At 67.2% G+C, this 21617-nt stretch carries 17 protein-coding genes; 6 read left to right on the top strand and 11 right to left on the bottom strand.

The window, feature by feature from the left end:
- Positions 1–59: 59 nt before the first annotated feature.
- Together BM382_RS27380 and BM382_RS27375 are read left to right on the top strand one after the other, a co-directional pair.
- Entirely contained in the window at positions 60–1802 is a 1743-nt protein-coding gene (locus BM382_RS27380) for an amidohydrolase (protein ID WP_011061977.1), read from the top strand.
- A gap of 101 nt (positions 1803–1903) precedes the next feature.
- The gene (locus tag BM382_RS27375; protein WP_072444285.1) at positions 1904–2641 is read left to right on the top strand and encodes a TorF family putative porin; all 738 of its coding nucleotides are present in this window, start codon (positions 1904–1906) and stop codon (positions 2639–2641) included.
- A 195-nt stretch (positions 2642–2836) separates the two neighbouring features.
- Here the strand turns inward: BM382_RS27375 and BM382_RS27370 are convergent, their stop codons facing one another.
- The 3 genes from BM382_RS27370 to BM382_RS27360 form a co-directional block, all read right to left on the bottom strand.
- Positions 2837–3805: a Gfo/Idh/MocA family protein gene (locus tag BM382_RS27370; RefSeq protein WP_170866356.1), complete on the bottom strand. Its 969-nt coding sequence runs from the start codon at positions 3803–3805 to the stop codon at positions 2837–2839.
- A gap of 17 nt (positions 3806–3822) precedes the next feature.
- Positions 3823–4710: a Dyp-type peroxidase gene (locus tag BM382_RS27365; RefSeq protein WP_072444289.1), complete on the bottom strand. Its 888-nt coding sequence runs from the start codon at positions 4708–4710 to the stop codon at positions 3823–3825.
- A gap of 271 nt (positions 4711–4981) precedes the next feature.
- Positions 4982–6019 (bottom strand): AraC family transcriptional regulator, encoded by a 1038-nt coding sequence (locus BM382_RS27360; protein ID WP_011061981.1) that lies wholly within the window; start codon positions 6017–6019, stop codon positions 4982–4984.
- A 260-nt stretch (positions 6020–6279) separates the two neighbouring features.
- Here BM382_RS27360 and BM382_RS27355 point away from each other — a divergent pair, with 260 nt between their 5' ends.
- A complete protein-coding gene (locus BM382_RS27355; protein ID WP_072444291.1) occupies positions 6280–7224 on the top strand; it encodes a SphA family protein in 945 nt (314 codons plus the stop codon).
- A 226-nt stretch (positions 7225–7450) separates the two neighbouring features.
- On the opposite strand, the gene BM382_RS27350 is transcribed toward BM382_RS27355, so the two are convergent.
- From BM382_RS27350 to BM382_RS27315, 8 genes are all read right to left on the bottom strand, one after another.
- The gene (locus tag BM382_RS27350) at positions 7451–8656 is read right to left on the bottom strand and encodes a DSD1 family PLP-dependent enzyme (protein ID WP_162470472.1); all 1206 of its coding nucleotides are present in this window, start codon (positions 8654–8656) and stop codon (positions 7451–7453) included.
- Between the two features lie 85 nt (positions 8657–8741).
- On the bottom strand, positions 8742–10070 hold the full coding sequence (locus tag BM382_RS27345) for a D-arabinono-1,4-lactone oxidase (RefSeq protein ID WP_170866355.1): 1329 nt from the start codon (positions 10068–10070) through the stop codon (positions 8742–8744).
- A gap of 86 nt (positions 10071–10156) precedes the next feature.
- A complete protein-coding gene (locus BM382_RS27340) occupies positions 10157–10564 on the bottom strand; it encodes a c-type cytochrome (protein ID WP_011061985.1) in 408 nt (135 codons plus the stop codon).
- Between the two features lie 197 nt (positions 10565–10761).
- Positions 10762–11574, bottom strand: a complete 813-nt coding sequence (locus BM382_RS27335) for an energy transducer TonB (protein WP_072444296.1) — start codon at positions 11572–11574, stop codon at positions 10762–10764.
- Complete coding sequence (gene tolR / locus BM382_RS27330; protein WP_072444299.1) at positions 11571–12017, bottom strand: protein TolR; 447 nt, start codon at positions 12015–12017, stop codon at positions 11571–11573. Before tolR ends, BM382_RS27335 begins: the two co-directional genes overlap by 4 nt.
- A gap of 16 nt (positions 12018–12033) precedes the next feature.
- Positions 12034–12744 (bottom strand): protein TolQ, encoded by a 711-nt coding sequence (gene tolQ / locus BM382_RS27325; RefSeq protein ID WP_011061988.1) that lies wholly within the window; start codon positions 12742–12744, stop codon positions 12034–12036.
- An 81-nt stretch (positions 12745–12825) separates the two neighbouring features.
- Positions 12826–14748 (bottom strand): phytase, encoded by a 1923-nt coding sequence (locus BM382_RS27320; RefSeq protein ID WP_072444300.1) that lies wholly within the window; start codon positions 14746–14748, stop codon positions 12826–12828.
- A gap of 39 nt (positions 14749–14787) precedes the next feature.
- Positions 14788–17310, bottom strand: coding sequence for a TonB-dependent receptor (locus BM382_RS27315; protein ID WP_072444302.1), 2523 nt, complete (start codon positions 17308–17310; stop codon positions 14788–14790).
- Positions 17311–17765: 455 nt separating this feature from the next.
- Here BM382_RS27315 and BM382_RS27310 point away from each other — a divergent pair, with 455 nt between their 5' ends.
- The 3 genes from BM382_RS27310 (at position 17766) to BM382_RS27300 (ending at position 21536) form a co-directional block, all read left to right on the top strand.
- The gene (locus BM382_RS27310; RefSeq protein ID WP_011061991.1) at positions 17766–18680 is read left to right on the top strand and encodes a GGDEF domain-containing protein; all 915 of its coding nucleotides are present in this window, start codon (positions 17766–17768) and stop codon (positions 18678–18680) included.
- Between the two features lie 9 nt (positions 18681–18689).
- Positions 18690–19727, top strand: coding sequence for an AraC family transcriptional regulator (locus tag BM382_RS27305; protein WP_011061992.1), 1038 nt, complete (start codon positions 18690–18692; stop codon positions 19725–19727).
- A gap of 183 nt (positions 19728–19910) precedes the next feature.
- Complete coding sequence (locus BM382_RS27300; protein ID WP_065363311.1) at positions 19911–21536, top strand: NADP-dependent glyceraldehyde-3-phosphate dehydrogenase; 1626 nt, start codon at positions 19911–19913, stop codon at positions 21534–21536.
- Positions 21537–21617: the final 81 nt, after the last annotated feature.

The raw sequence follows: 21617 nt of genomic DNA, 5'->3' as shown, positions 1-21617 counted from the left end.
CTGCCCGTTATGGACAGCCCCTAAGCTGGCGATCAGACGCAATAACAAGGAAATGTTCAATGAAAAGATTGACCCCGACGCTGTTACTGGCCGCCATGAGTTTTGCCTCGTTGGAAGCCATGGCCGCCGCCGACCTGGTGCTGCTCAACGGCCAGGTCTTCACCGCCGACCGCGCCCAGCCCAAGGTCCAGGCCCTGGCGGTGGAGAACGGCAAGGTCCTGCAAGCCGGCAGCGATGCGCAGATCAAGGCACTGATCGACAGCCACACCCGGGTCGTCGACCTGGGCGGCAAGACCCTGATGCCGGGCCTGATCGACACCCACTCCCACGCTATCTTCGGCGGCCTGGAAATGACCGGCGCCAACCTGCAGGACGAGGTGGTCAGCCTCGACGAACTGGAAAAACGCCTGCGCGCCTGGCGTGACGACGGCAGCGCCCGGCATGCCGACGTGCTCAGCATCGCCGGCATGAGCTCGGCCTACTGGGCCCAGGCCCAGGCCCTGGGCCAGCGCTTCAACCAGGGTGAATGGGCCAGGGTACCGGTGGTGTTCACCGGCAGCGATCACCATACCGCCTGGGCCAATGACTTCATGCTCCAGCGCGCCGGCATCGACGCCGCCCTGCTCAAGAGCCTGCCCGAGGCCGAACGCGGCACCATCGGCCAACTGCCCGACGGCCGCCCCAACGGTTTCCTGGTGGACGCCGGCTGGGACCGGGTGGCCGCGAAAATGCCGGTGCCGGGGCCCGAGCAGATGCTGCGCGCCGCGCAGTCGGCCCTGCACTACAACAACAGCCTGGGGATTACCGCCTGGATGGACCCGGCCGCCAACGCCGCCCCCGGCGAAGCGGTGTTCGCCCTCAAGCCCACCGAGCACACCGTCGGCGTGCTGCCGGCCTACAAGGCCCTGGCCGAGAGCGGCGGGATGACCGCCCACGTCGCCGCCCTGCTGGTGGCCAACCCCCGCAGCCGGCCGGCCGACCTCGACACCCTGGACAAGGTGCGCCAGCAGTTCCAGGGCATTCCCAACCTGACCCTGCCGGGCATCAAGATCTTCGCCGACGGGGTGATCGAATACCCGGCGCAGAGCGCGGCGATGCTCGAGCCTTACAGCAACTCGCACAAACCCGGCGAACTGCTGATCGACCCGGCGCATTTTGGCGAACTGGTCAGCGCCATCGACCAGCGCGGCTGGCTGGTGCACATCCACGCCATCGGCGACCGTGCGGTGCGTGAGTCGCTGAACGGCATCGAGCAGGCGCGCAAGGATCGCCAGAGCGGCATCAGCCACTCCATCACCCACCTGCAGATGGTCAACCCCAAGGAGTTCGCCCGCTTCAAGCCGCTCAACGTGATTGCCTCGATGCAACTGCTCTGGGCCTCGGCCGACGACTACACCCTGGACATGATCAAGCCCTACGTCAGCGCCCTGGCGTTCCGCTACCAGTACCCGGCGCACTCGCTGCTCAAGCAGGGCGCGACCCTCGCCGGCGCCAGCGACTGGCCGGTGTCGTCGCCCAACCCGTGGAACGCCATGGCCCAGGCCATCACCCGCCAGGGGCCACTGGGGGTGCTCAACGCCGACGAACGCCTGGACCGCGAAACCCTGTTCTATGCCTACACCCAGAATGCCGCGCGCACATTGGGCCTGGAACAGCAGATCGGCTCGCTGACGGCCGGCAAGCAGGCCGACTTCATCGTCCTCGACCGCGACGTGTTTACCGTGGACGAAAAGGCCCTGCATGAAACCCAGGTGCTGCAGACCTGGTTCGCCGGCCGCGAGATCTACAGCCGCCCGCTCTGACCCCGCTCCACCGTTGCACCGCCTGCCCCGCGCCCTGGTGACGCCGGGGTACGGCGGCGCCTTGCCCGCTCCCCCATAACAATCACAACAACGGGATACCCATGAAGACCCTCACCCTGCTCACCCTGGGCGCCGTGTGCCTGCTGCCGCAGGCCGGCCACGCCCTGCCCCTGACCGACGACCTGGCCGTGGAGCTGGAGCTGACCCTGGCCAGCGACTACCGCACCCGCGGCATCTCCCAGACCCAGAACGACCCCGCGGCCCAGGCGGCCGTGACCCTGCTGCACAGCAGCGGCCTGTACCTGGGCACCTGGAGCTCCAACGTCGATTTCGGCGGTGGCCTGAAGACCCGCCAGGAAGTCGACTACTACGGCGGCTGGCTGTGGCAGGCCAGCGCAGACATCAGCCTGGACCTGGGCTACCTGAAGTACAGCTACCCCCGGGAAGCCCAGTTCAACCAGAGCGAGATGTACGGCATCCTCAGCGTCTACGGGGTCAAGCTGGGGGCCTATTACTCCGACGATGCCCCCGGCATCGACAGCCAGCAGAGCACCCTGTACCGCTACCTTGGCTACGAGATCCGACTACCCCTGGAACTGGGGCTGCAACTGCGCTACGGCCAGATGGACTTCAAGGATCCGCGGCTGATCCGCGCCTCGGGCCAGGGCGAGGACAGCTACCACGAATGGGAAGCCAAACTGACCCGGGAAATGGCCGGTCTGGAACTGGGCCTGAGCTACATCGACACCGACCTGTCCCGCAGCCAGTGCACCAGCAACTACGGCTTCAGCGACCTGTGCGGAGCGACCTGGGTGGCCAGCGTCAAGAAGACCTTCTGAGCGACCAGCCGCCCGCCCCCGTAGGAGCCGGCTTGCCGGCGAAGGGGCCCGAACGACTGGCACCCGCCTCAAGGCCGCCTTCGCTGGCAAGCCAGCGCCTACAAAAGCCCGCAGGAACAGGCCGGCAATGCGCCCCACAAACCCCGTAGAAGCCGGCTTGCCGGCGAAGAGGCCCGACAGGCATGCGCCCTGGGATCAGCCGCGCTGCAGGATGCGGTCCATCACCCGGTCGGTCTTCAGGGCTTCGCTGGCCAGGGCCGGGTGCCGGATCTGGCCGCGGATATGGGCGTTCATGCCCTGCACGTGATGCCACTGGATGTGCGCGGGGTTGTCGATGAACAGGTTCAGGGTCTCTTCGGCTTCAAGTTGCAGCGGATGCTCGTCGAACACGGAAAAAGTGATGCGCCCCTGGCTGCCGATGATTTCCACCCGGTCTACCCGGCGGTCGGCGACGAAGTTCCAGGCGCCGCTGCCCAGCGCCCCACAGGCGAAGCGCCAACTGGCGCTGACCGCATCCTCGGCGGCATACAGCCCGGCCTGGCGGGTGCTGAAGCCGGCCACCTCGACGATATCGTCCAGCAGGTACTGGAACAGATCCAGGCCATGGCTGGCCAAATCGGCGAAATAACCGCCGCCGGCCACTTGCGGGTCGGTACGCCAGTTGGCCGCACCGCTGCGGTCGGCCTCGGAGGCAGCCTTGCTCAGGCTCCAGTGCAGGTGCCGGACCTCCCCGATACGCCCATCCGCCAGCCATTGCCGCACCTGCGCAAAGCGCGGCAAGGAACGCCGGTAATAGGAGACGAACAGATGCAGCCCGGCCTGCTCGAAGGCCTGCTGCATGGCCAGGCTTTGCCCGGCATGCAGGGCCATGGGTTTTTCCACGCAGCAATGCTTGCCGGCGGCAGCCACTTGCAGGCTGTAGGCGTAATGGCTGTCGGGGGGCGTGGCGATGTACACCGCGTCCACCTCGGGGTCGTCGATCAGGGCCTGGGCATCGGTATACCAGCGGGCAATGCCGTGGCGCTGTGCATAGTCGCGCACCGCCTCGGGGCGGCGGCCCATCACCGCCACCAGCGCCGACCCCGGAACCTTGTAGAAGGCCGGGCCACTCTTGCGCTCGGTGACACTGCCGCAACCGATCATGCCCCAGCGCACGGTCTGCAGCGGCTCGGCCCCGGTGTTCATTTCGACGCTTGCAGCGCGCGCAGGTCGAGCTGGCCGTTGTGCAGCGGCGGGCACCAGTAGTAGCCCCCGGTGATCGGCCGGCTCATGCGGTACAGGCCGTCGGTGATGCCGTCTTCCAGGCCGCTCATGCGCCGCAGTTGGGCTTCGAAGGCGTTCAGGGTGTGGCCGAAGGCAAGGAACATCAGGCCACCCTTGTCACCTTCGATCCACGGCATCGAGCGGCGCACGAGAAAGGCTTCCGGGGCGAAGCTTTCCTGGGCGGTGCGCTTGACGTGGGCCGAGACCGGCGCGTCGTCCAGTTCTTCGTTGTCGCTCAGGCGCCGGCCCATGATGTGGTCGCGCTCTTGCTGGTGCATCGCGGCAAACCCCTGGAAGTCGTGCTGCCACTGCTGGATCGCGGCAAAGCTGCCACCGCGCAGGCCGTCTTCGCCCTCGGCCAGTGCGGCGGCCACGGCGGCTTCGTCCTGAGGGTTTTCGGTGCCGTCTTCATAACCGGTGAGGTCGTGGCCGGTCTTGTGGCGGAAGGTCTCGTTCATGCCGACCAGGCGCAAGGCCGGGGCCAGGGCGACCGCCAGCTCGTTGCTGCGGTGCAGCAGCTCGCCGCGATCATCACCGTGCAGCCAGACCCACAGCGCGTGCTGGGTCGAAGGGTTGTCCACGCCCACGCCGGTCAGCGCCGGGAACGCCTTGAGCCCCTGCACTCGCGCGCCCAGGGCCTTGACCAGTGACGCGCCAAAACCTGCCACCGCCGTTGCGCCATCCACCCGTGCCAGCAACTGGTCGAGGGCCTGGGGCAACGCCTCGATGGATTCAAGGGCAAAGAACAGGTGGCGGGCCTGGGACGGAACGGGTGCAGCGAGGATGCCGGGCTGGTAGTAACTCATGGGAACTCCTGAATAAAGGCGCAGGAGTTTACCGCCATGGGCTGCCGGCGTCAGCGTCGAAACGGGCAAGGCTTGTCGCCGCTTGCGCGGCGACGTTGCAAGGCCGTGGTGAAAAGGCCGGGCCGGGGTTGGCTGAGAATGGCATGGGCGGCATTGCGACGCAGCAGACGCGGGGATCTTGAGGCCGCTCAAGGTTCGACGGGAGATCGCCAAGCAAGGCCCTGCGGGCCTTTGCGCAGCCTCGCGGGCTCGGCAGCGGCTACAGGGGCGGTCAATGCAGCGCCGCCTCTTCGCGAAAGGCGCTGGGGCTCAGGCCGGTCCAGCGCTTGAAGGCCCGGCGGAAGCTGCGCACGTCGCTGTAGCCGACCTCTTCGGTGATGCGTTCGATGGACAGCTCCGGGTTGCCCAAGAGGTTCAGGGTTCGCGCCTGGCGCACCCGCTCCAGCAGCGCCTCGAAGGTCAGGCCGTGTTCGGTCAGGCGCCGGCGCAGGGTGCGCCCGCTCATGTTCAAATCCCCCGCCACCTGCTCGATATGGCTGCCGGCCCGCAGGTCCCGGCTCAGGGCGCGCTCCACCGCCTGGATCAGGTCCATCTTCTGGTGCACCTGGGCGCTTTCCAGTTCCAGCAGCTTGAGCGCCTGGCGCAGCGCCACCGGATGATGGTTGGGCAGCGGCGCCTGCAACCAGCGGGCCTCGATCACCATGCGCGCCTGCAGGCAGCCGAACTGCACGTGGGGGCCCAACAACCGGGTATAGAGCTCGGCATAGGCCGGCGCAGCGTGCATGAACTCCACCCGCAGGGCCTGGAAATCCGCGCTGACCAGGGCCCGGCCATAGATCAGCAGGCTGGCGAAGAACTCTTCCGCGGCAAAGATCTGCACCTCGCCGTAGGGCAGGCGGCATTGCAGCTCGACAAAGAACTCTTCGCCCTGGCGCCCGACATCGGCGCTGACGATGGTGCCGGAGGTGTGCTGATGGCGGATGCCCAGCTCGAAGGCGTCGCCCAGGGTCCGGCACAACGACAACGCATGCCCCAGCAGGCCCAGGGTGCCCAGCACATTGCGGCTGCCGACCCAGAGCCCCAGGCCCTGCTGCGGCAATGCCGCCAGGGCACGTTCGATCATCGCCACCGCCTGGCGATAGGAGATGCGCAGGGTCGGGTCCTGCAGGTCGTCCAGGGTAAAGCCCAGGCCGCGACACAGGCGCTCGGCGCTGACGCCCTTGGCTTCGGCGACATCCGCCAGGGTCTGCAGCAGGAAGGGTGAAACCAGGGCCAGCTGGTCGTGGGCATCGGCGGCTTTGATCTGCATGAGAGTGGGCTTCCGGGCCGCTTGAGCGGCTGTTTTTATTGTCGGTCAGGCACCGGTGCCAAGGCTTCACCGGCGGTTCAAGCATATCCCGTTGCCTGGGGTTTTACGGGGGAATGTAACAAAGCATTGCAAAGTGTCCGACAAAGTCCCCCTCCCTGTCCGCCAATACCCTGCCCCGCGCCCGGCCCAGGGCTTATTTCTATGGGGCGGGCGGCGTGCCTGCCGCCGCGCCCCCACTAACAATAAGAATGAGCCCAACCATGCACCCGACCCGCCTCACTCGCTCCCTGCACCTGGGCGTGGCCCTGGCCGCCTGCGCCAGCCTGAATGCCCAGGCCACCGAATCCGGGGTCGACAATATCGGCCCCGGCACCGACGGCTTCTACGTGCTGCCCCTGAGCCCCGACCAGCTCCCGGAGCACATGTTCGCCTTCAACCTCTACTACAACCATTACCAGGCCAGGAAGCTCGACATCAGCTCCTTTGGCGGCAAGGTCCAGGAGGTCAGGATCACCTCCGACGCGATCATCCCGCGCCTGGACTACCTGAGCCCGCTGCGGGTCCTGGGCGGGCGCCTGGGGGGCTACGTGGCCCAGCCCTACCTGCGCCAGCAGGTGTCGCTGTACGGCCAGAGCGACCGCCGCGAAAGCATGGGCGATATCACCTTCGCGCCGATCATCCTGTGGGACATGGGCCCCGACCTGACCCTGGGCGCGGCCTTGGAAGTGACCCTGCCCACCGGGCAGTACGATGCCGATCGGCTGGCCAACACCAGCAACAACTTCACCACCTACAAGCCGCTGTTCTCCATGACCTGGCTGCCCAGCGAACGCACCGAGCTGTCGTTCAAGACCACCTACAGCTTCAACCGGGAAAACCACGCCACCCACTACCGCTCCGGGCAGATCTTGCACTTCGACTACTCGGCCAGCTACCGCCTGACCGACAACCTGAGCCTGGGGCTCAACGGCTACTACCTGAAGCAGACCACCGACGACAAACAGCACGGCAAGACCGTGACCTTCATGGGCGAGGACGTGAGTGACGGGGTGCGCGGGCAAGTGTTCGCCATCGGCCCGGCGCTGCACCTGCGTTTTCTCAAGTACGCCAGCGCCGAGATCCGCTGGGCCAAGGAGTTCGATGTGGAAAACCGCCCCGAGGGCGACATGCTCTGGGCCAAGCTGACCATTCCCTTTGCCCTGTGAAACCCGCGGCAGCCTGAAGCCGCTGCGGGCTCGGCGGGAGATCGCCAGGCAAGGCCCTGCGGGCCTTTGCGCAGCCTCGCCGAAGCTCGGCAGCGGCTACAGGCGGTTGCCGGGACGCGTTTCGTGTAGCCGCTGCCGCAGGCTGCGAACGGCCCGTAGGGACGCGGCGTTCTTAAGGCCGACAGCGCTCCGACGGAGGATCGCCAGGCAAGGGCTATACGTGGGATCAGTACACCGGCCAGCGTTCGACGATGCGCCCGCCGCGCAGGGCCAGCAGGTCGCCAAACTGCAGCAGTACCGCTTCGCTCTGCTGCGGGCGCAGGAAGACCTGGTCGTCCACCTGCAAGCCCACGGCGCGGGAGCCGTTGACCATCTCCTGGTTGGAGCTGCGACCGAACAGCTCGTTGCTCTGCAGACCCGCCGGCGATTCGAAATCCGCCAGCCAGTGGCCGCCATAGATGAAGAAGGTCTGGCGCTGGTTGCGGTCCCACCAGGAGAACAGCCGCGACTTGTCGTCCAGGGCCGGGATCCGCACCGGCCCGGTACTCTTGAGCACCGGGGTGGCGATAAAGGCGGCCGGCACGTGCTGCTCCAGGGACGCCAGGTCGTAGTGGCTGGGCTTGAGCAGTGCGGTGCCCACCGACACTTCGCTGCTCAGGGATTCCTGCTCGTGCCGACGGTAGCTGGGGCTGCCGGCGGTATTGAGGGTCAGGCCGGCGTGCCACAGCGCCGGGTACTGCTGGCGGGTGAAGTCGACAAAACCGTTGTAGAGCGCCATGACCTGGTCGAACAGGCTTTGCGGCGAGCCCAGAATCCCCGGCACGCCCATGTCGACAAAGGGGTCGTAGCCCATGAACCCGGCAAACTCCAGGTGCTGCGGGTGGGCGCTGATCAGCGCCAGCATCTGCCCGAGCACGGCATGGTCCGCCACGCCGCCACGGTGCAGCCCCACATCCAGCTCGATATTGATGCGCATCCGCGTGCCCAGGCCTTGGGCCAGCCCCAGGTATTGCTGCAGGCGCTCGGGGGTATCGAGCAGCCATTGCAGTTGCCGGCGCGGGTCGAACGGGCCCTTGAGTTGCTGGTAGAACAGCTCGGCGGCGCGGATCGGCAGGGGCTTGCCCAAGAGGATATCGGCGTCGGCAAATACCTCGGCGTCGTGGTTGAGAAACGGCTGGTGGAAGGACATCAGGCGCCGGGTGCCGGCACGCTGGGCGATATAGGCCAGGAGCCCGGGCGACGGCAGGGATTTTTCCACCAGGCGCAGGTGCTTGCCGCCGCGCTGCACCGACTGCATGACCACATCGATGTTGTGGTCCAGGCGATCCAGGTCGATCAGCATCACCGGTTGCATTGGCCCGTGGGCCTTGAGCTCGCGATTGAGCTCGGCGAAGTACGGGCTGTAGGGCAGGCCCCGGTCGCCGGGCCGCAGCCAGGCACCGACACCGGCCAGCAAGACTCCGGCCCCCAGGGTGCCGGCCATGAAATGACGACGGTTCATTGTGCGCATCTCCTGTTCACGCCACACCCAGCACCGAGGCCAGGTGGGCGTTGATGAATTTGCCTTGCGGGTCCAGTGCCTGGCGCACCCTGGCGAAGGCTGCCCATTGCGGGTACAGCCCCTGCAGGGTGCGGGCGTTGAGGCTGTGGTGCTTGCCCCAGTGCGGGCGCCCCTGGTACTTCCAGAAGATCGGCTCCACGGCGGCGAAGAAGTTGTGGTGGTCCATGCTGTAGTGCTGGTGCACCGAGATCGAACAGCTGTCGCGACCTTCGAACATGCTCAGGGGAATGTCGTCGGCCTTGACGTAGCGGTACTCGATGGGAAACCAGGTGCGCAGGTCCTTGTCGCGGATCAGCGCGAGGATCTCGCGCAGGCACGCCGGCCCCAGGTGCGCCGGCACCGAGTACTCCATTTCGTTGAAGCGCACGCTGCGCACGTTGGCGTAGATCTGGTAGGAATCCCCCACCCGCTCATCGAAGCGCGCCAGCCAGCGCAGGCTGTTGAGCAGGTGGCGGCGGGTCTCGGGGAAGTCGCTGACGTACTTGTCGAGGTTTTCGATCAGGTTGACGAACTCGTTGCCGCCCTCCTCGGCCGGATCGGTGGGCGGGGTCGGCGGCTCCGTGGTTTCGTTCAGGGCCACCGCCAGGGCGTAGTCGGAGTGGGTGACCACGAGCATTTCCCAGTGCTGGTTGTCGCGGGTCAGGTTGTCCATGTCCTCCAGCAGTTCCTCGGTCTTGCCGATCCACTGTTTTTCCCGCAGGCGATAAGCCTCGCGGTTCTGCAGGCGCACCCGGGTCGCCACCCCCAGCGCGCCGAGGGACACCCGGGCGGCGTGGAACACCTCGGCGTTGCGCCGGGGGTCGCAGTCCAGCACTTCGCCGCTGGCGGTCACCAGTTGCAGCCCGCAGACCCGGGACGAATAGGAACCGAAGCCGACCCCGGTGCCGTGGGTGGAAGTGGCAATCGCCCCGGCCAGGGTCTGGTAGTCGATATCCGCCATGTTCCACAGCGCCTGCCCCACCTCCTTGAGCGCCGGGCCCATCAGCGACATGGGCGTGCCGGCGGCGAATTCGGCTTGCAGGGTCTTGGGGTCGTGGTCCAGCAGGCCGTTGAAATAGGCCAGGGACAGCAAGGTGCCGTCGGTGGGCACCAGGGCGCTGAAGGAGTGCCCGGCACCCACCGGGCGGATCTTGCCCGGGGCCTGGCGGACCACCTGGCGCAGTTCATCCAGGTCCTTGGGCGCCAGCCGCGCCTGGGGCAGGCAGCTTTGCGCGCCGGACCAGTTGCGCCAGGGAATCAGCCGCGGGGCGCGGGCCAGTTCGGCCAGCAGCGGGTTGCTGCACAGCGCGCTGAACGCGCCGAGGGCGCCGGCCCCTTGCAGCAGCCGGCGTCGGGAAAGGTGCATGACCATGAAGGGGGAACCTGTGCTTTTTATTGGAATGAATGGCCGGACATGAAGCTGATCAGGGCCAGGAACTGCTCTTCGCTGCACTGCATGCACTGGCCCATGGGCGGCATGCCCTGGTAGCCGTTGATGCTGTGGTCCAGCAGGGTGTCGGCGCCCTGGGCCAGGCGCGGCGCCCAGGCCTTGGCATCGCCGGCCAGGGGCGCGCCGGAGGCCGGGTTGGCATGGCACAGCTGGCAGCTGCTGGCGTAGACCTGGGCCAGGGCCGGGTCGGCCGGGCTCTGGCGGGCGGCGTCGAGGCGCACGGCAGCAGGCGGTTCAGCCTCGCCGCAGGCGCTCAGCAGCAGACCCAGGGCCAGGCCCAGGGCGCTACGAATCGGTAGCCAAGAGTGGCGCCGCAACGGGCGCGAACAGGCGGGGGTGACAGTGGGCATCGGCGGTCCTCAGTGCGGCCAGGGCAAGGGGCCCGCCCCGGCGACAGCGGCGGACCACACCCGGCCACACTAAGACACCCGCGCCCCGGGGTTGAGGGCATTGGCGGCCAGCCAAGGGGACAGGCTCGGCCAGCCAGGGCGCGCACGGTCAGCCAGAGGCTGCCTGCATGGCAACGGGCCCATGCCTGCCCCGCGCCTTACTGGATCCGGTAGTGGAAGGTGTTGCGCACCGCCGGCACCGTTACCGCCTGGCCGTCGATCAGCCGCGGCTGATAACGGAAGGTCGCCACCGCTGCCAGGGACGGGCGCATGAACAGGGGGTGGCAACCGTCGATGACCTTGGGGTTCTCCACCCGCCCCTGGGGGTTGACGCTGTATTCCACGGTGCAGTCGCCTTCCAGGTTCTTGTCCAGGGCCCGTTGCGGGTAGTCCGGGGCCTCCTTGCTCAGGGGCTGGTACTGGCGACTGTCGGCCGCCGCCTGGGCCGCCTGCTGGCGCGTGCGCTCGGCAGCCAGCCGCGACTGTTCGGCACGCTGAGCCTGCGCTTGTTCCTGGGCCACACGTTGCTCGGTATCGCGCTGGCGCTGCTCGGCCTCCAGGCGCTCGCGCTGCTGCTCCTGCACCTGCTCACGTTTCTTGTCTTCCACCCGCTTGCGCGCCAGGGCCGCCTGCTCCAGCTTCTGCGCCTGTACCTGGGGGTCAACCCGGGGCCTGGCCGGCTCCGGCGCAGCCGCGGGCGGTGGCGTTGACGGTGGCTGTGGCGCCACCTCGGCCACCGCCGGCAGCGGTTCCGCGGGGGCGGCAGGCGGCGCCAGCATCACCAGTTGGGTGGTCAGTACCGGCGGCGTCTCGACCTGCGGCTTGTCCACCGACCAGCCCAGCACCAGCGCCACCAGCACTCCGGCGTGCAGGGCCAGGGCCAGGCTGGCCGCCAGGCTGTTGCGCCAGAAGCCGGACGCCTCGGGCCGCAGGGGCATCGCGGTGGGGTTGTGCATGATCATCGCCGTCATTGCGGGGCCTCGGTCACCAGCCCCAGGTTGTGTACCCCACCCTGCTGCAACGCGGCCATGGCCGCCACCACGCTGGAATAGGCGGCGTCCTGGTCGGCGCGGATATACACCTGGGTGTCGCCGCGCCGGGCAATCACCTGGGCCACCTTGGCGCGCATCTGCTCAAGGTCCACAGCGCTGTCGGTCTGGTTCCGGGTGTCCAGTTCACCGCCCAGGTTCCAGTAGTAGCCGCCGCCGGCCTGCACCGACAGGGTGAGGATCTGCTGGCGGCTGTCGGTGGCCAGGGCTTCGCTGGCGACCTTGGGCAATTCGATCTTCACCCCCTGGGTGAGCATCGGCGCGGTGACCATGAAGATCACCAGCAGCACCAGCATCACGTCGATGTAGGGCACCACGTTCATTTCCGCCTTGGGTCCGTGCTTGCGTTGCGGCCGGGTCAACATCGGCTTGCTCCTTCTCTCAGGCGGCCACGGCCAGGTGGCTCGGGGTGCCCTGCAAGGTGCGATGCAGGCGTACTTGCAGTTCATTGCCAAACGCATAGTAGCGGGTCAGCAGGGTCTGGCTGCGGGCCGAAAAACGGTTGTAGGCAATCACCGCGGGAATGGCCGCGAACAGGCCGATGGCGGTGGCGATCAGCGCCTCGGCAATGCCCGGGGCCACGGTGGAAAGGGTCGCCTGCTGCACCTGGGACAGGCCGAGGAAGGAATTCATGATCCCCCACACGGTGCCGAACAGGCCGATATAGGGGCTTACCGAACCCACCGTGGCGAGAAACTGCAGGCCCTTTTCCAGGCGGGTTTCCTGCTCGCTGATGGCCACGTACAAGGCCCGTTCCACACCCTCCAGCACCCCTTCTCCGGCACCGCCGGGCTGGCCGCGCAGGTGGCTGAACTCCTGGTAGCCGGCGGCAAAGATCGGCTCCACGCCGCCTTCGGCGTCGCTGCCCTTGGCCACTTCGCGGTACAGCGGCAGCAGCTCGGGGGCGGCGCGAAAACGCTGGATGAAAGCCTGGAAGCGCTGCTCACGACCGCGCAGCACGGCGCCACGCTGGATGATCAGGTACCAGCTGAGCAAGGACGCCAGGAGCAAGGTCAGCATCACCGCCTTGACCAACAGGCTGGCATCGCTGATCAGCCCCCAGATGCTCATGTGTTCGAGTGTGGCCTGCATGGTGGAACTCCTTCTCGGGTGCCCGCCTGGGCTGGCGGGGCTATTCGATGACATTCAAATGACAAGGTGATGACCGCCGACTCAGGGCAGCTTCAGGGCCTGGGTGACCTCGGCCCAGGGCACGAACTTGAAGTTCTGGGTCTGCTCGGGCATGCGCTTGCGCCCGTCCTGGACCACCAGCAGGCCCTGGCTCCAGGGCCCGCCGAGGTTGGCCGAGGTGACTTCCAGGCCATCGGTTTCCGAGGCGCCGTCGATCCCCGAACGGGCGTTGAGGCTGACCCGGAAGGCGCCATGGGAAGCGAACGGCGGTTCGGCATCCAGCACCAGGTAGCTGTCGTTGCCCTGGCTGGAAATCACCAGGTAGTCGCGGGCGTTGCTCTGGTACAGGGCCAGGCCCTCGACATCGGCCTGCAACAGGCCGCCGACCTTGATCACGCTGTGCAGGGTCGCCGGCTGCTCGGGCCGGGCATCCACCGCCCACACGCCAACGTCCTCTTCACCGAGGAACAGGCGCTGGCGCTGGTCATCGGCGACACAGCCCTCGGGCTGGCTGGCCACCTTGAACCGGCGCACCAGCTCGCCCTGGGCGGTACCGCCGGGGGCGCTCAGGCGGTACTGGACGAAGGTGCCGTCCTTGTCGTTGGCAATGGCGTAGATCTCGCCACTGGCCGGCTGGAACAGGCAGATGCCGTAGATTTCCTTGAGCGGCGTGGGCACCTCCCCGGCCTCGCTCAGCTCGCCGCTGGCGCGGTCGATGGCGAACAGGCTGAGGCTGTTGCGGTCGCGGTTACTGGCCACGGCCAGGTCCACACGGCGCTCGCCGAGCTGGAAGTTGGGCCGCACGTCGACGTTGTTCAGGCGCCCCACTGCCAGCTCCTGCAACAGCTTGCCCTGCAGGTCGTAGGCCAGCAGGCCCTGCTTCTTGTTGGTGCCCAGCACCCGGCTCAGGGAGGGCTGCTGCGGGTGGACCCAGATCGCCGGATCATCGGCGGCATCGCCCTGGCGCCCCACCGGCTCGCTCTGTGCCGCCGCCTGTACGGTGGGCAATACCGGCGGCAGGGCCACCGGGGTGGCCTGCCAGTTCAACTGGCCCTGGTACAGGCGCCCGTCCTCGTCATCGCGCAGCAAGACCTGCAGGCCTTTGTCGCTGGCGCGCAGGGCGATGTTTTCCGGTTCCTTGAGGCCGGCCAGGGGCAACGTGGCCTGGGCCACCCAGCCTTTTTCCTGCTGCTGATAGAGATGCAGTTGCGCGGCCTTCGGGTCCAGGCCCAGCACCCCGCCCGGCACCAGGGCCATGGCCCCGGCGCTTTTCCTGATGTCGCCAAAGGGCGCGCGCAGGGCCACCGGCTGGCGCGCGGTGTCGGCTTCGGCATGGGCCGGGTAGGCCCACCAGCCGACATTCTGTTCATTGACCAGCAGTTGCTGGGCGGCATCGTCCACCTGGCAGAACTTGGCCTCCGGCGGCAGGGGCAGGCCACGTACCCGCTGCGGCTCGGCGCTCAGTTGCGCGCCGTGGCCCACCAGCCACTGCTCGCCCTTGCCCTCCTCGCCCACCAGGAACAGGAACAGGTTGCTGGCCTCGTCGCGGTACAGGCACAGGCCGTTGACCGGGTAGTCCCGAGTGGGCAGGTACAACGGCTGGCCCCAGGTGCGGCTGGCCGGGTCGAGGCTCACCAGCAGTGCCTGCTGGCGCTGGTTGTCGAGGCTGGCCACCAGCAGTTGGCCACCGGCGGCGCGGCTGTCCAGGCCGTTGAACGAGCCCTTGAAGCGGGCCAGTTGCCGGCCCTGTTCATCCACCAGCAACAGGCCTTCGCGTTCGCTGGCCAGCAGCCGGTCGGCGCCTGTGCCGGCGGGCACGAAACCCAGGCCGGTAACGCCCGGGGTCTGCTCGGCCCAGGGCTTGAGGTTCAGGCCGGGCACGCTGGGGGCAGCCAGGGCGGCGCCACAGGTCAAGCCAATGCACAGGGCCAGCAGGCCATTTCTTGCGGTCGATACAGTGCTCATCACAATCCTTGGGTGTGCGGTCGGGCAAGGGCCCGCTACTTAGAAATGGGTGAAGGTCAGGCCGAGCTTGTAGGTCGGGCCGTATTCCTCGTACTGGGCGTTGTAGGAGCGGTTGCCGGTGTAGACGAAGTACGGCTGGTCGGTGAGGTTCTGCGCCTCGAAGCTCAGTTGCAGGTTCTTGGTCAGGGAGTACTTGGCGCTGAAATCGACGAAGGTCTGGGCATCCACATGCAGGTCGTGGGCCTTGTCGCTGATGGAGGCCAGCTCATAGAGGTAGGCGGATTTGTAGTTGGCCGACAGGCGCAGGCTGAGCTTGTCGTCTTCCCAACCGAGCATCAGGTTGCCCACGGTGTCCGACTGGTTGGGCAGGTCGATGTCGCGCTTGCGGTTGACCCCGGCCTTCTGGTCGAAGCCCTCGATGCTCGCACTGGAGCGGCTGAAGGTGCTGTTGGCGCCCAGCAGCAGGCCGTTCCACGGCGCCGGCAGCCAGTCGAATTTCTGCGAATAGGCCAGTTCCAGGCCGTACAGCTTGGCGCTGTCGCCGTTGGCGAAGGTGTGCGCCTCGGAGAACCCGCTCCAGGCGCCGGTGCCGGCCAGGTCGGTGTTGTAGACGAAGTTCTGGATGTCCTTGTAGAACACGAAGGCCGAGACGGTGCCGGCATGGCCCATGTAGTGCTCGATGCCCAGGTCCAGGTTGCTCGACTCCAGGGGCTTGAGGTCGGGGTTGCCGAAGGTCGCCTCGTCGCCGTCGATGACAAAGCCCGGGGCCAGTTGGCCGAAGGTCGGGCGCACCACGCTCTTGGTCCAGGCCGCGCGGACCTGGGTGTTCTTGTCCAGCTGGTAGCGCGCATGCAGCCCCGGCAGCCAGTGCTGGTAGCGGCGTTGGGTGTCGGTGGCGGTGAAGGCGCCGTCGGTGACCCCGGTGCCCTTGGCCTCGAACTCGGTACCCTCGTAGCGCAGGCCGGCGATGAAGCGCCAGTCGTCGATGTCCAGGGTGTTCATGAAGTAGCCGGCGTTGATGTCTTCGCGGATCTTGAAGTCGTTGACCCGGGATTCTTCCTCGTCGTAGAAGGCCGCCTGATTCAGGCCGCCGATCAGTTGCTTGATGGCGCCGCCACTGATGCCCGGGCCGAAGCGGCCAAGGGAATAGTCCACATTGCCCTTCTGGAACTGCCCGAGGTTGAGCTGCTGGTCGGTAAAGCCCAGGGTGTCGAAGTCCTTGTAGACCCAGGCTTCCAGGTCGTTGTCCTTGTTGCGTCGGCTGAGCTTGCCGCCGAACTTGAACTGCGCGGCGTAGCCACTCAGGTCATAGTCCCGGGCCAGGTCCAGGCGCAGGTTTTTCTCGGTGTCGGTGGTGTTCTGCTTTTCCCAGTCGACCTTGTCCAGGGTGAAGTTGGCCGGGTCATAGAAACCGGCGCCGATCACCGGGCGCGGCTTGCCGTTGTCGTAGAAGCCGCTGTCGGAAAAATCGCTGTTGCCCTTGAAGGTGGCCCCGGCGATATGCGCCGGGCTGTCTTCGCTGGAGCGGCTGTAGCCGGTCTGGCCGCTGAGGGTCCACAGGCCGAGCTGGCGCTCGCCGCCGAACACGTAGGACTGGATCTCCTGGGTTTCCTCGCGCTGCTTGAGCTTGCGCGAGGCTTCGGCATCGCCGCGCTCGCCGGCCGCCAGGGGATCGGCGAACTCGATGCTGGTGGAGTTGCGGGTCTCGCTGTCCTTGTAGCGGCTGTACAGGGTGCGCAGGTAGTAGCTGCTGCTGTCGTCGGGCTTGTAGTCGAAGTTCAGGCCGCCACCGGCGCGCTCGCGGCTGATGGCGTAGTCGCGCTGCTCGAATTCCTGCAGCTTGGCGCCTTGTTCGAAGTCCCAGGCGCCACCGGTCTCGACGTTGTCGGAGCCGAAATCGCGCTTCTGCCAGCTCAGGGCCGCGGCCACGCCGAAGTTGTCGACGCCGTCGCCGAGGCTGAAGCGGTTGCTCGCCGCTCCGGAGAATTTCGGGCTGGTCTGGCGGGTGTTCTGGTCGTAGCTGGCCTCGCTGCTGCCGGTGTAGAACAGGCCCTTGTGGTCGAAGGCCGAGAGGCTTTTCACATCCACGGTGCCGCCCAGGGAGTTGGCGTCCATGTCTGGGGTCAGGGTCTTGATCACTGACAGCGACTGCACCAGTTCCGAGGGCAGTACATCCAGGGCCACGGCTCGGCGGGCGCTTTCCGGCGAGGGCACCAGGGTGCCGTTGATGGTCACGCTGTTGAGGTCCGGGCCCAGGCCGCGGACGCTGACAAAGCGCCCTTCGCCCTGGTCGCGCTCGATGCTGATGCCCGGCAGGCGCTGCGCCGCCTCGGCGACGTTCTGGTCCGGCAATTGGGCCACACCGTCGGCGTGCACCACGCTTTCGATGCTGTCCGAGCGCCGCTGCTCCTTGAGCGCCTGGTCGATGCTGGCGGCCTGGCCCACCACTTCCACATGCTCGGTGGCCGCAGGTTCCGCGGCGCTCAAGCGTTCACTGGCGATGGCCATGGCCAGCGCGGTCAAGGTAAAGCTGACAAGCCCGGGACTGCTGCGCTTGTACATGTTGGTCCTCCCCCAAGAGTCCGCTAACGCCGGGCAAGAGGCCCGGCAACTGGGAGGGCACGCTAGGGTCGGCGAATGACGGTTCTGTGACAGGCCTGGGCGGCAACGGGCCAAAACGCCCCATTGCCCGGCTTTCGCCCCGGCAAATGAGCTGAATTGACCCCTATCCCCCGCCAGGCGCAGGTCTTGCGGGCCTCTTCGCCGGCAAGCCGGCTCCTACAGATCCGTGGTGCACCCGCCGCCCCGTAGGAGCGGGCTTGCCCGCGAAAGCCATCCCCCGTCGGGCGCAGGTCTTGCCGGCCCCTTCGCCGGCAAGCCGGCTCCTGCGGGCCGAAAAAAAACGCGTTCGCCGTGAGCTGATTCGACCTCACGCCGGGTTTCCCCGGCGTCACCCCCCTGTCACAAACATCTGCTGTGCTGGCGCCCTCTCACTCCTGGCAAAAAGGATCGCGGCCATGTTCTCCGTGCTCAAACCCCACCGCTGGAAACTCGCCGCGCTGTTGCTGGCGGCCAATGCCGGGCTGCTGCTGCACCTGGCCTGCGGCAGCCTGAAATCGGTCAGCGAGTGGCAGTGGCTGGACATCATCGGCGAAGGCGGCTCGGCGCTCCTGGCCCTGGTCTGGCTCGGGCTGGTGCTCAAGAGCCGCCCCGCCGGGCGGGTCACCAACTACCTGGCCCTGGGCCTGAGCTGCATTTTCTTTTCCTGGTGGATCGACAGCCTCGACGAGTTCATCCGCCTGCCCGACAGCATCACCTGGGACCACTGGCTGGAGTCCGGGCCGATGCCCATCGGCATGATCCTGCTGACCATCGGCATCTACCACTGGCACCGCGAACAGCTGGCCATCAGCGCGCAGATGGAAAAGAAGGAGCGACTGTTTCGCGAGCATCGCCAGTTCGACAAGCTCACCCCCCTGGCCGGCGCCGACTACCTCAAGCGCGAGCTGGCCAGCAGCCTGCAAGACAGCCGCCGCCAGCAGCAGCCGCTGTCGCTGCTGGCCCTGGACCTGGACCACTTCGCGGCGATCAACCAGGACTACGGCCATGCCGAAGGCGATGCGGTGCTGCAGGCCCTGAGCCATGTGCTGCTGCTCAACCTGCGGCGCCAGGACCTGCTGTGCCGGCTGGCCGGCGACCGCTTCGTGGTGCTGCTGCCCAACACCGGGGAAAGCCAGGCACGGCTGCTGGCCCTGGAGCTGCAACAGGCGGTGCAGGGCCTGGCACACAAGACCCGACAACACGGCGAGCGCCTGCACCTGGCGGCCAGCACTGCGGTGGTGATGGCCCTGGAGGAAACCCCGGAGGGGCTGCTCAAGCGCCTCAACCTGGCCCTGGCCCGGGCCAAGCAGCCCCTGGCAAAAACCGCCTGAGGCGCCGTCATGACCGTGAAGACCAGTTGGTACGAAGCCGATACGCGGTTTATCCCCGGGCACTATCAACCGGCGGCGCTGATCGACCTGGCGCTGTCCCGGGACATCGACAGCCACCGCCTGCTGCGCGGCACCGGGCTGTTCCACGAGGACATCCTGGCCGGCCAGACCCGCCTCAGCCCGCAGCAGTTCCTGGCGCTGATCGGCAACGGCCGGCGCCTGCTGGATGCCGACGACAGCAGTTTCCTGTTTGGCCAGCGCCTGCTGCCCGGGCACTACGGCGCCGCCAGCCATGCCCTGCGCCATGCGCAGAACCTGCACCAGGCCCTGGACGCCCTGGTGCAGCAGCAGGCGCTGCTCAGCCCCCTGGCCAGCCCGCGCCTGGTACTGGACGAGCACCACGCCTACTGCTACTGGCTGGACAGCTGCGGAGCCGGCGAGCACTGGCGGTTCCTCCTGGAAGCCAGCATGACTTCACTGGTGGCCATGAGTCAGTGGCTGGCCGGCCAGCGCCTGCCCTGGGAATGCAGCTTCAGCCACAGCGAGCCGCGCTACGTCGAGCAGTACTGGGTGCACCTGGGGGAACAGACCCAGTTCCAGCGGCCCCTGGACCTGATGCGCATCCCCCGGCAATACCTGACCCGGCCCTGGCCCGGGGCCTCGGCCACCGCCGGCCAGGTGGCGCGCCTGGAGGCCGGCGAGCACCTGCGCCAACTGGGGTTTGCCAGCAGTTTCCTCGACACCCTGTACCGCTACCTGAAAACCCAGGTACGCCACACCCCGAGCCTGGAGCAGGCGGCCCAGGATTTCGCCATGAGCCCGGCCACCCTCAAGCGCAAGCTGAGCAAGCACCACAGCGGCTACCAGCAACAGGTGGACCGGGTGCACAAGCACGTGGCGCTGTACCTGTACCAGATCAAGGGCTGGAGCAACGAGGCGGTGGCCGAGTACCTGAACTTCAATGACCCGGCCAACTTCCGCCGGTCATTCAAGCGCTGGACCGGCAGCACCCCGAGCTTGATCCGGCAGTTGCTGGGCAGCGGCTGAAACGTTTAATCTCGAACCACGACCGCTGACGCGCCGCGGGCCCGCACAGGGGCGCCGCGGGCCGTCGCGCTCGGGCGCCCGGTGGAAAAACCGCTAAAGCGCCGGGCCATTAAGGCGTATAAACCATGGAGCGATGCCGTCGCTGTCACCGCGCCGGAGCCATTTCCAACACGGGGTAGAGTCATGACCACAGCCAATCTATTGAGCCACCTGTTTCCTGCCGCCGCCGACATCCCCGAAGCCTTTCGCCTGCCCGACCCGGTGGAGCAGCGCGACTACCTGGTGGACGGTGAACTGCGCACCTGGAACGGCCCCCTGGCCCAGGTCCGCAGCCCGATCTACCTGAGCGGCGCCGACGGCGATACCCAGGTGATTCTCGGCAGCACCCCGCTGCTGGACGCCGACACCGCCCTCACCGCCCTGGACGCCGCGGTGCGCGCCTACGATCGCGGCCAGGGCGCCTGGCCAACGATGCGCGTGGCCGAGCGCATCCAGCACGTGGAAGCCTTCCTGGCGCGCATGCGCGAACAGCGCACGGCGGTGGTCAAGTTGCTGATGTGGGAAATCGGCAAGAACCTCAAGGACTCGGAAAAGGAGTTCGACCGTACCTGCGACTACATCGTCGACACCATCGGCGCGCTCAAGGAACTGGACCGGCGCTCCAGCCGCTTCGAACTGGAGCAGGACACCCTCGGCCAGATCCGCCGCGTGCCCCTGGGCGTGGCCCTGTGCATGGGCCCCTACAACTACCCGCTGAACGAGACCTTCACCACCCTGATCCCGGCGCTGATCATGGGCAACACCGTAGTGTTCAAGCCAGCCAAGCTCGGTGTGCTGCTGATCCGGCCGTTGCTCGAAGCCTTCCGCGACAGCTTCCCGGCCGGGGTAATCAACGTGATCTACGGCAGCGGTCGCGAAACCGTCAGCGCCCTGATGGCCAGCGGCAAGATCGACATTTTCGCCTTCATCGGCACCAACAAGGCCGCCAGCGACCTGAAGAAACTCCACCCCAAGCCCCACCGCCTGCGCGCGGCCCTGGGCCTGGACGCGAAGAACCCGGGGATCGTGCTGCCCGATGCCGACCTGGACAACGCGGTCAGCGAAGCCCTCACCGGCTCGCTGTCGTTCAACGGCCAGCGCTGCACCGCGCTGAAGATCCTGTTCGTCCACGAAGCCGTGGTGGAACGCTTCATCGAGCAGTTCAACGCCAAGCTGCAAGCCCTCAAGCCGGGCATGCCCTGGGAACCGGGGGTGGCCCTGACGCCGCTGCCGGAGAACACCAAGGTCGACTACCTGCACGCCCTGGTGGCCGACGCCCAGGCCCACGGCGCCAAGGTGGTGAACGCCCACGGCGGCGAGGCCCGGGCTTCGTTCTTCTACCCGGCGGTGCTGTACCCGGTGACCCCGCAGATGCGCGTCTACCACGAGGAGCAGTTCGGCCCGGTGGTGCCCATCGTGCCCTACCGCGACCTGGACACCGTGATCGACTATGTCCTGGAATCGGACTTCGGCCAGCAACTGAGCCTGTTCGGCAGCGACCCGGCCGAGATCGGCCGGCTGGTGGACGCCTTCGCCAACCAGGTCGGGCGGATCAATATCAACGCCCAGTGCCAGCGCGGCCCGGACACCTTCCCCTTCAACGGCCGCAAGAACTCCGCCGAGGGCACGCTGTCGGTACATGACGCACTGCGCACCTTCTCGATCCGCACCCTGGTGGCGACCAAGTTCCAGGAGCGCAACAAGCAATTGATCAGCGACATCATCCGTAATCGCGAGTCGAGCTTCCTGACCACCGACTACATTTTCTGAGGGAGCCCCGAGCGTTCGCCCTGGCGCGAACGCCCGGCCCCTGCCGCCAACCGGAGGAACCGATCTGGGCCCGTTCAAACA

Origin of the sequence: Pseudomonas sp. NFPP25 (assembly GCF_900116505.1) — a bacterium.
Classification (GTDB): Bacteria; Pseudomonadota; Gammaproteobacteria; order Pseudomonadales; family Pseudomonadaceae; genus Aquipseudomonas; species Aquipseudomonas protegens.
This window is presented reverse-complemented; position numbering and strand designations above follow the sequence as displayed.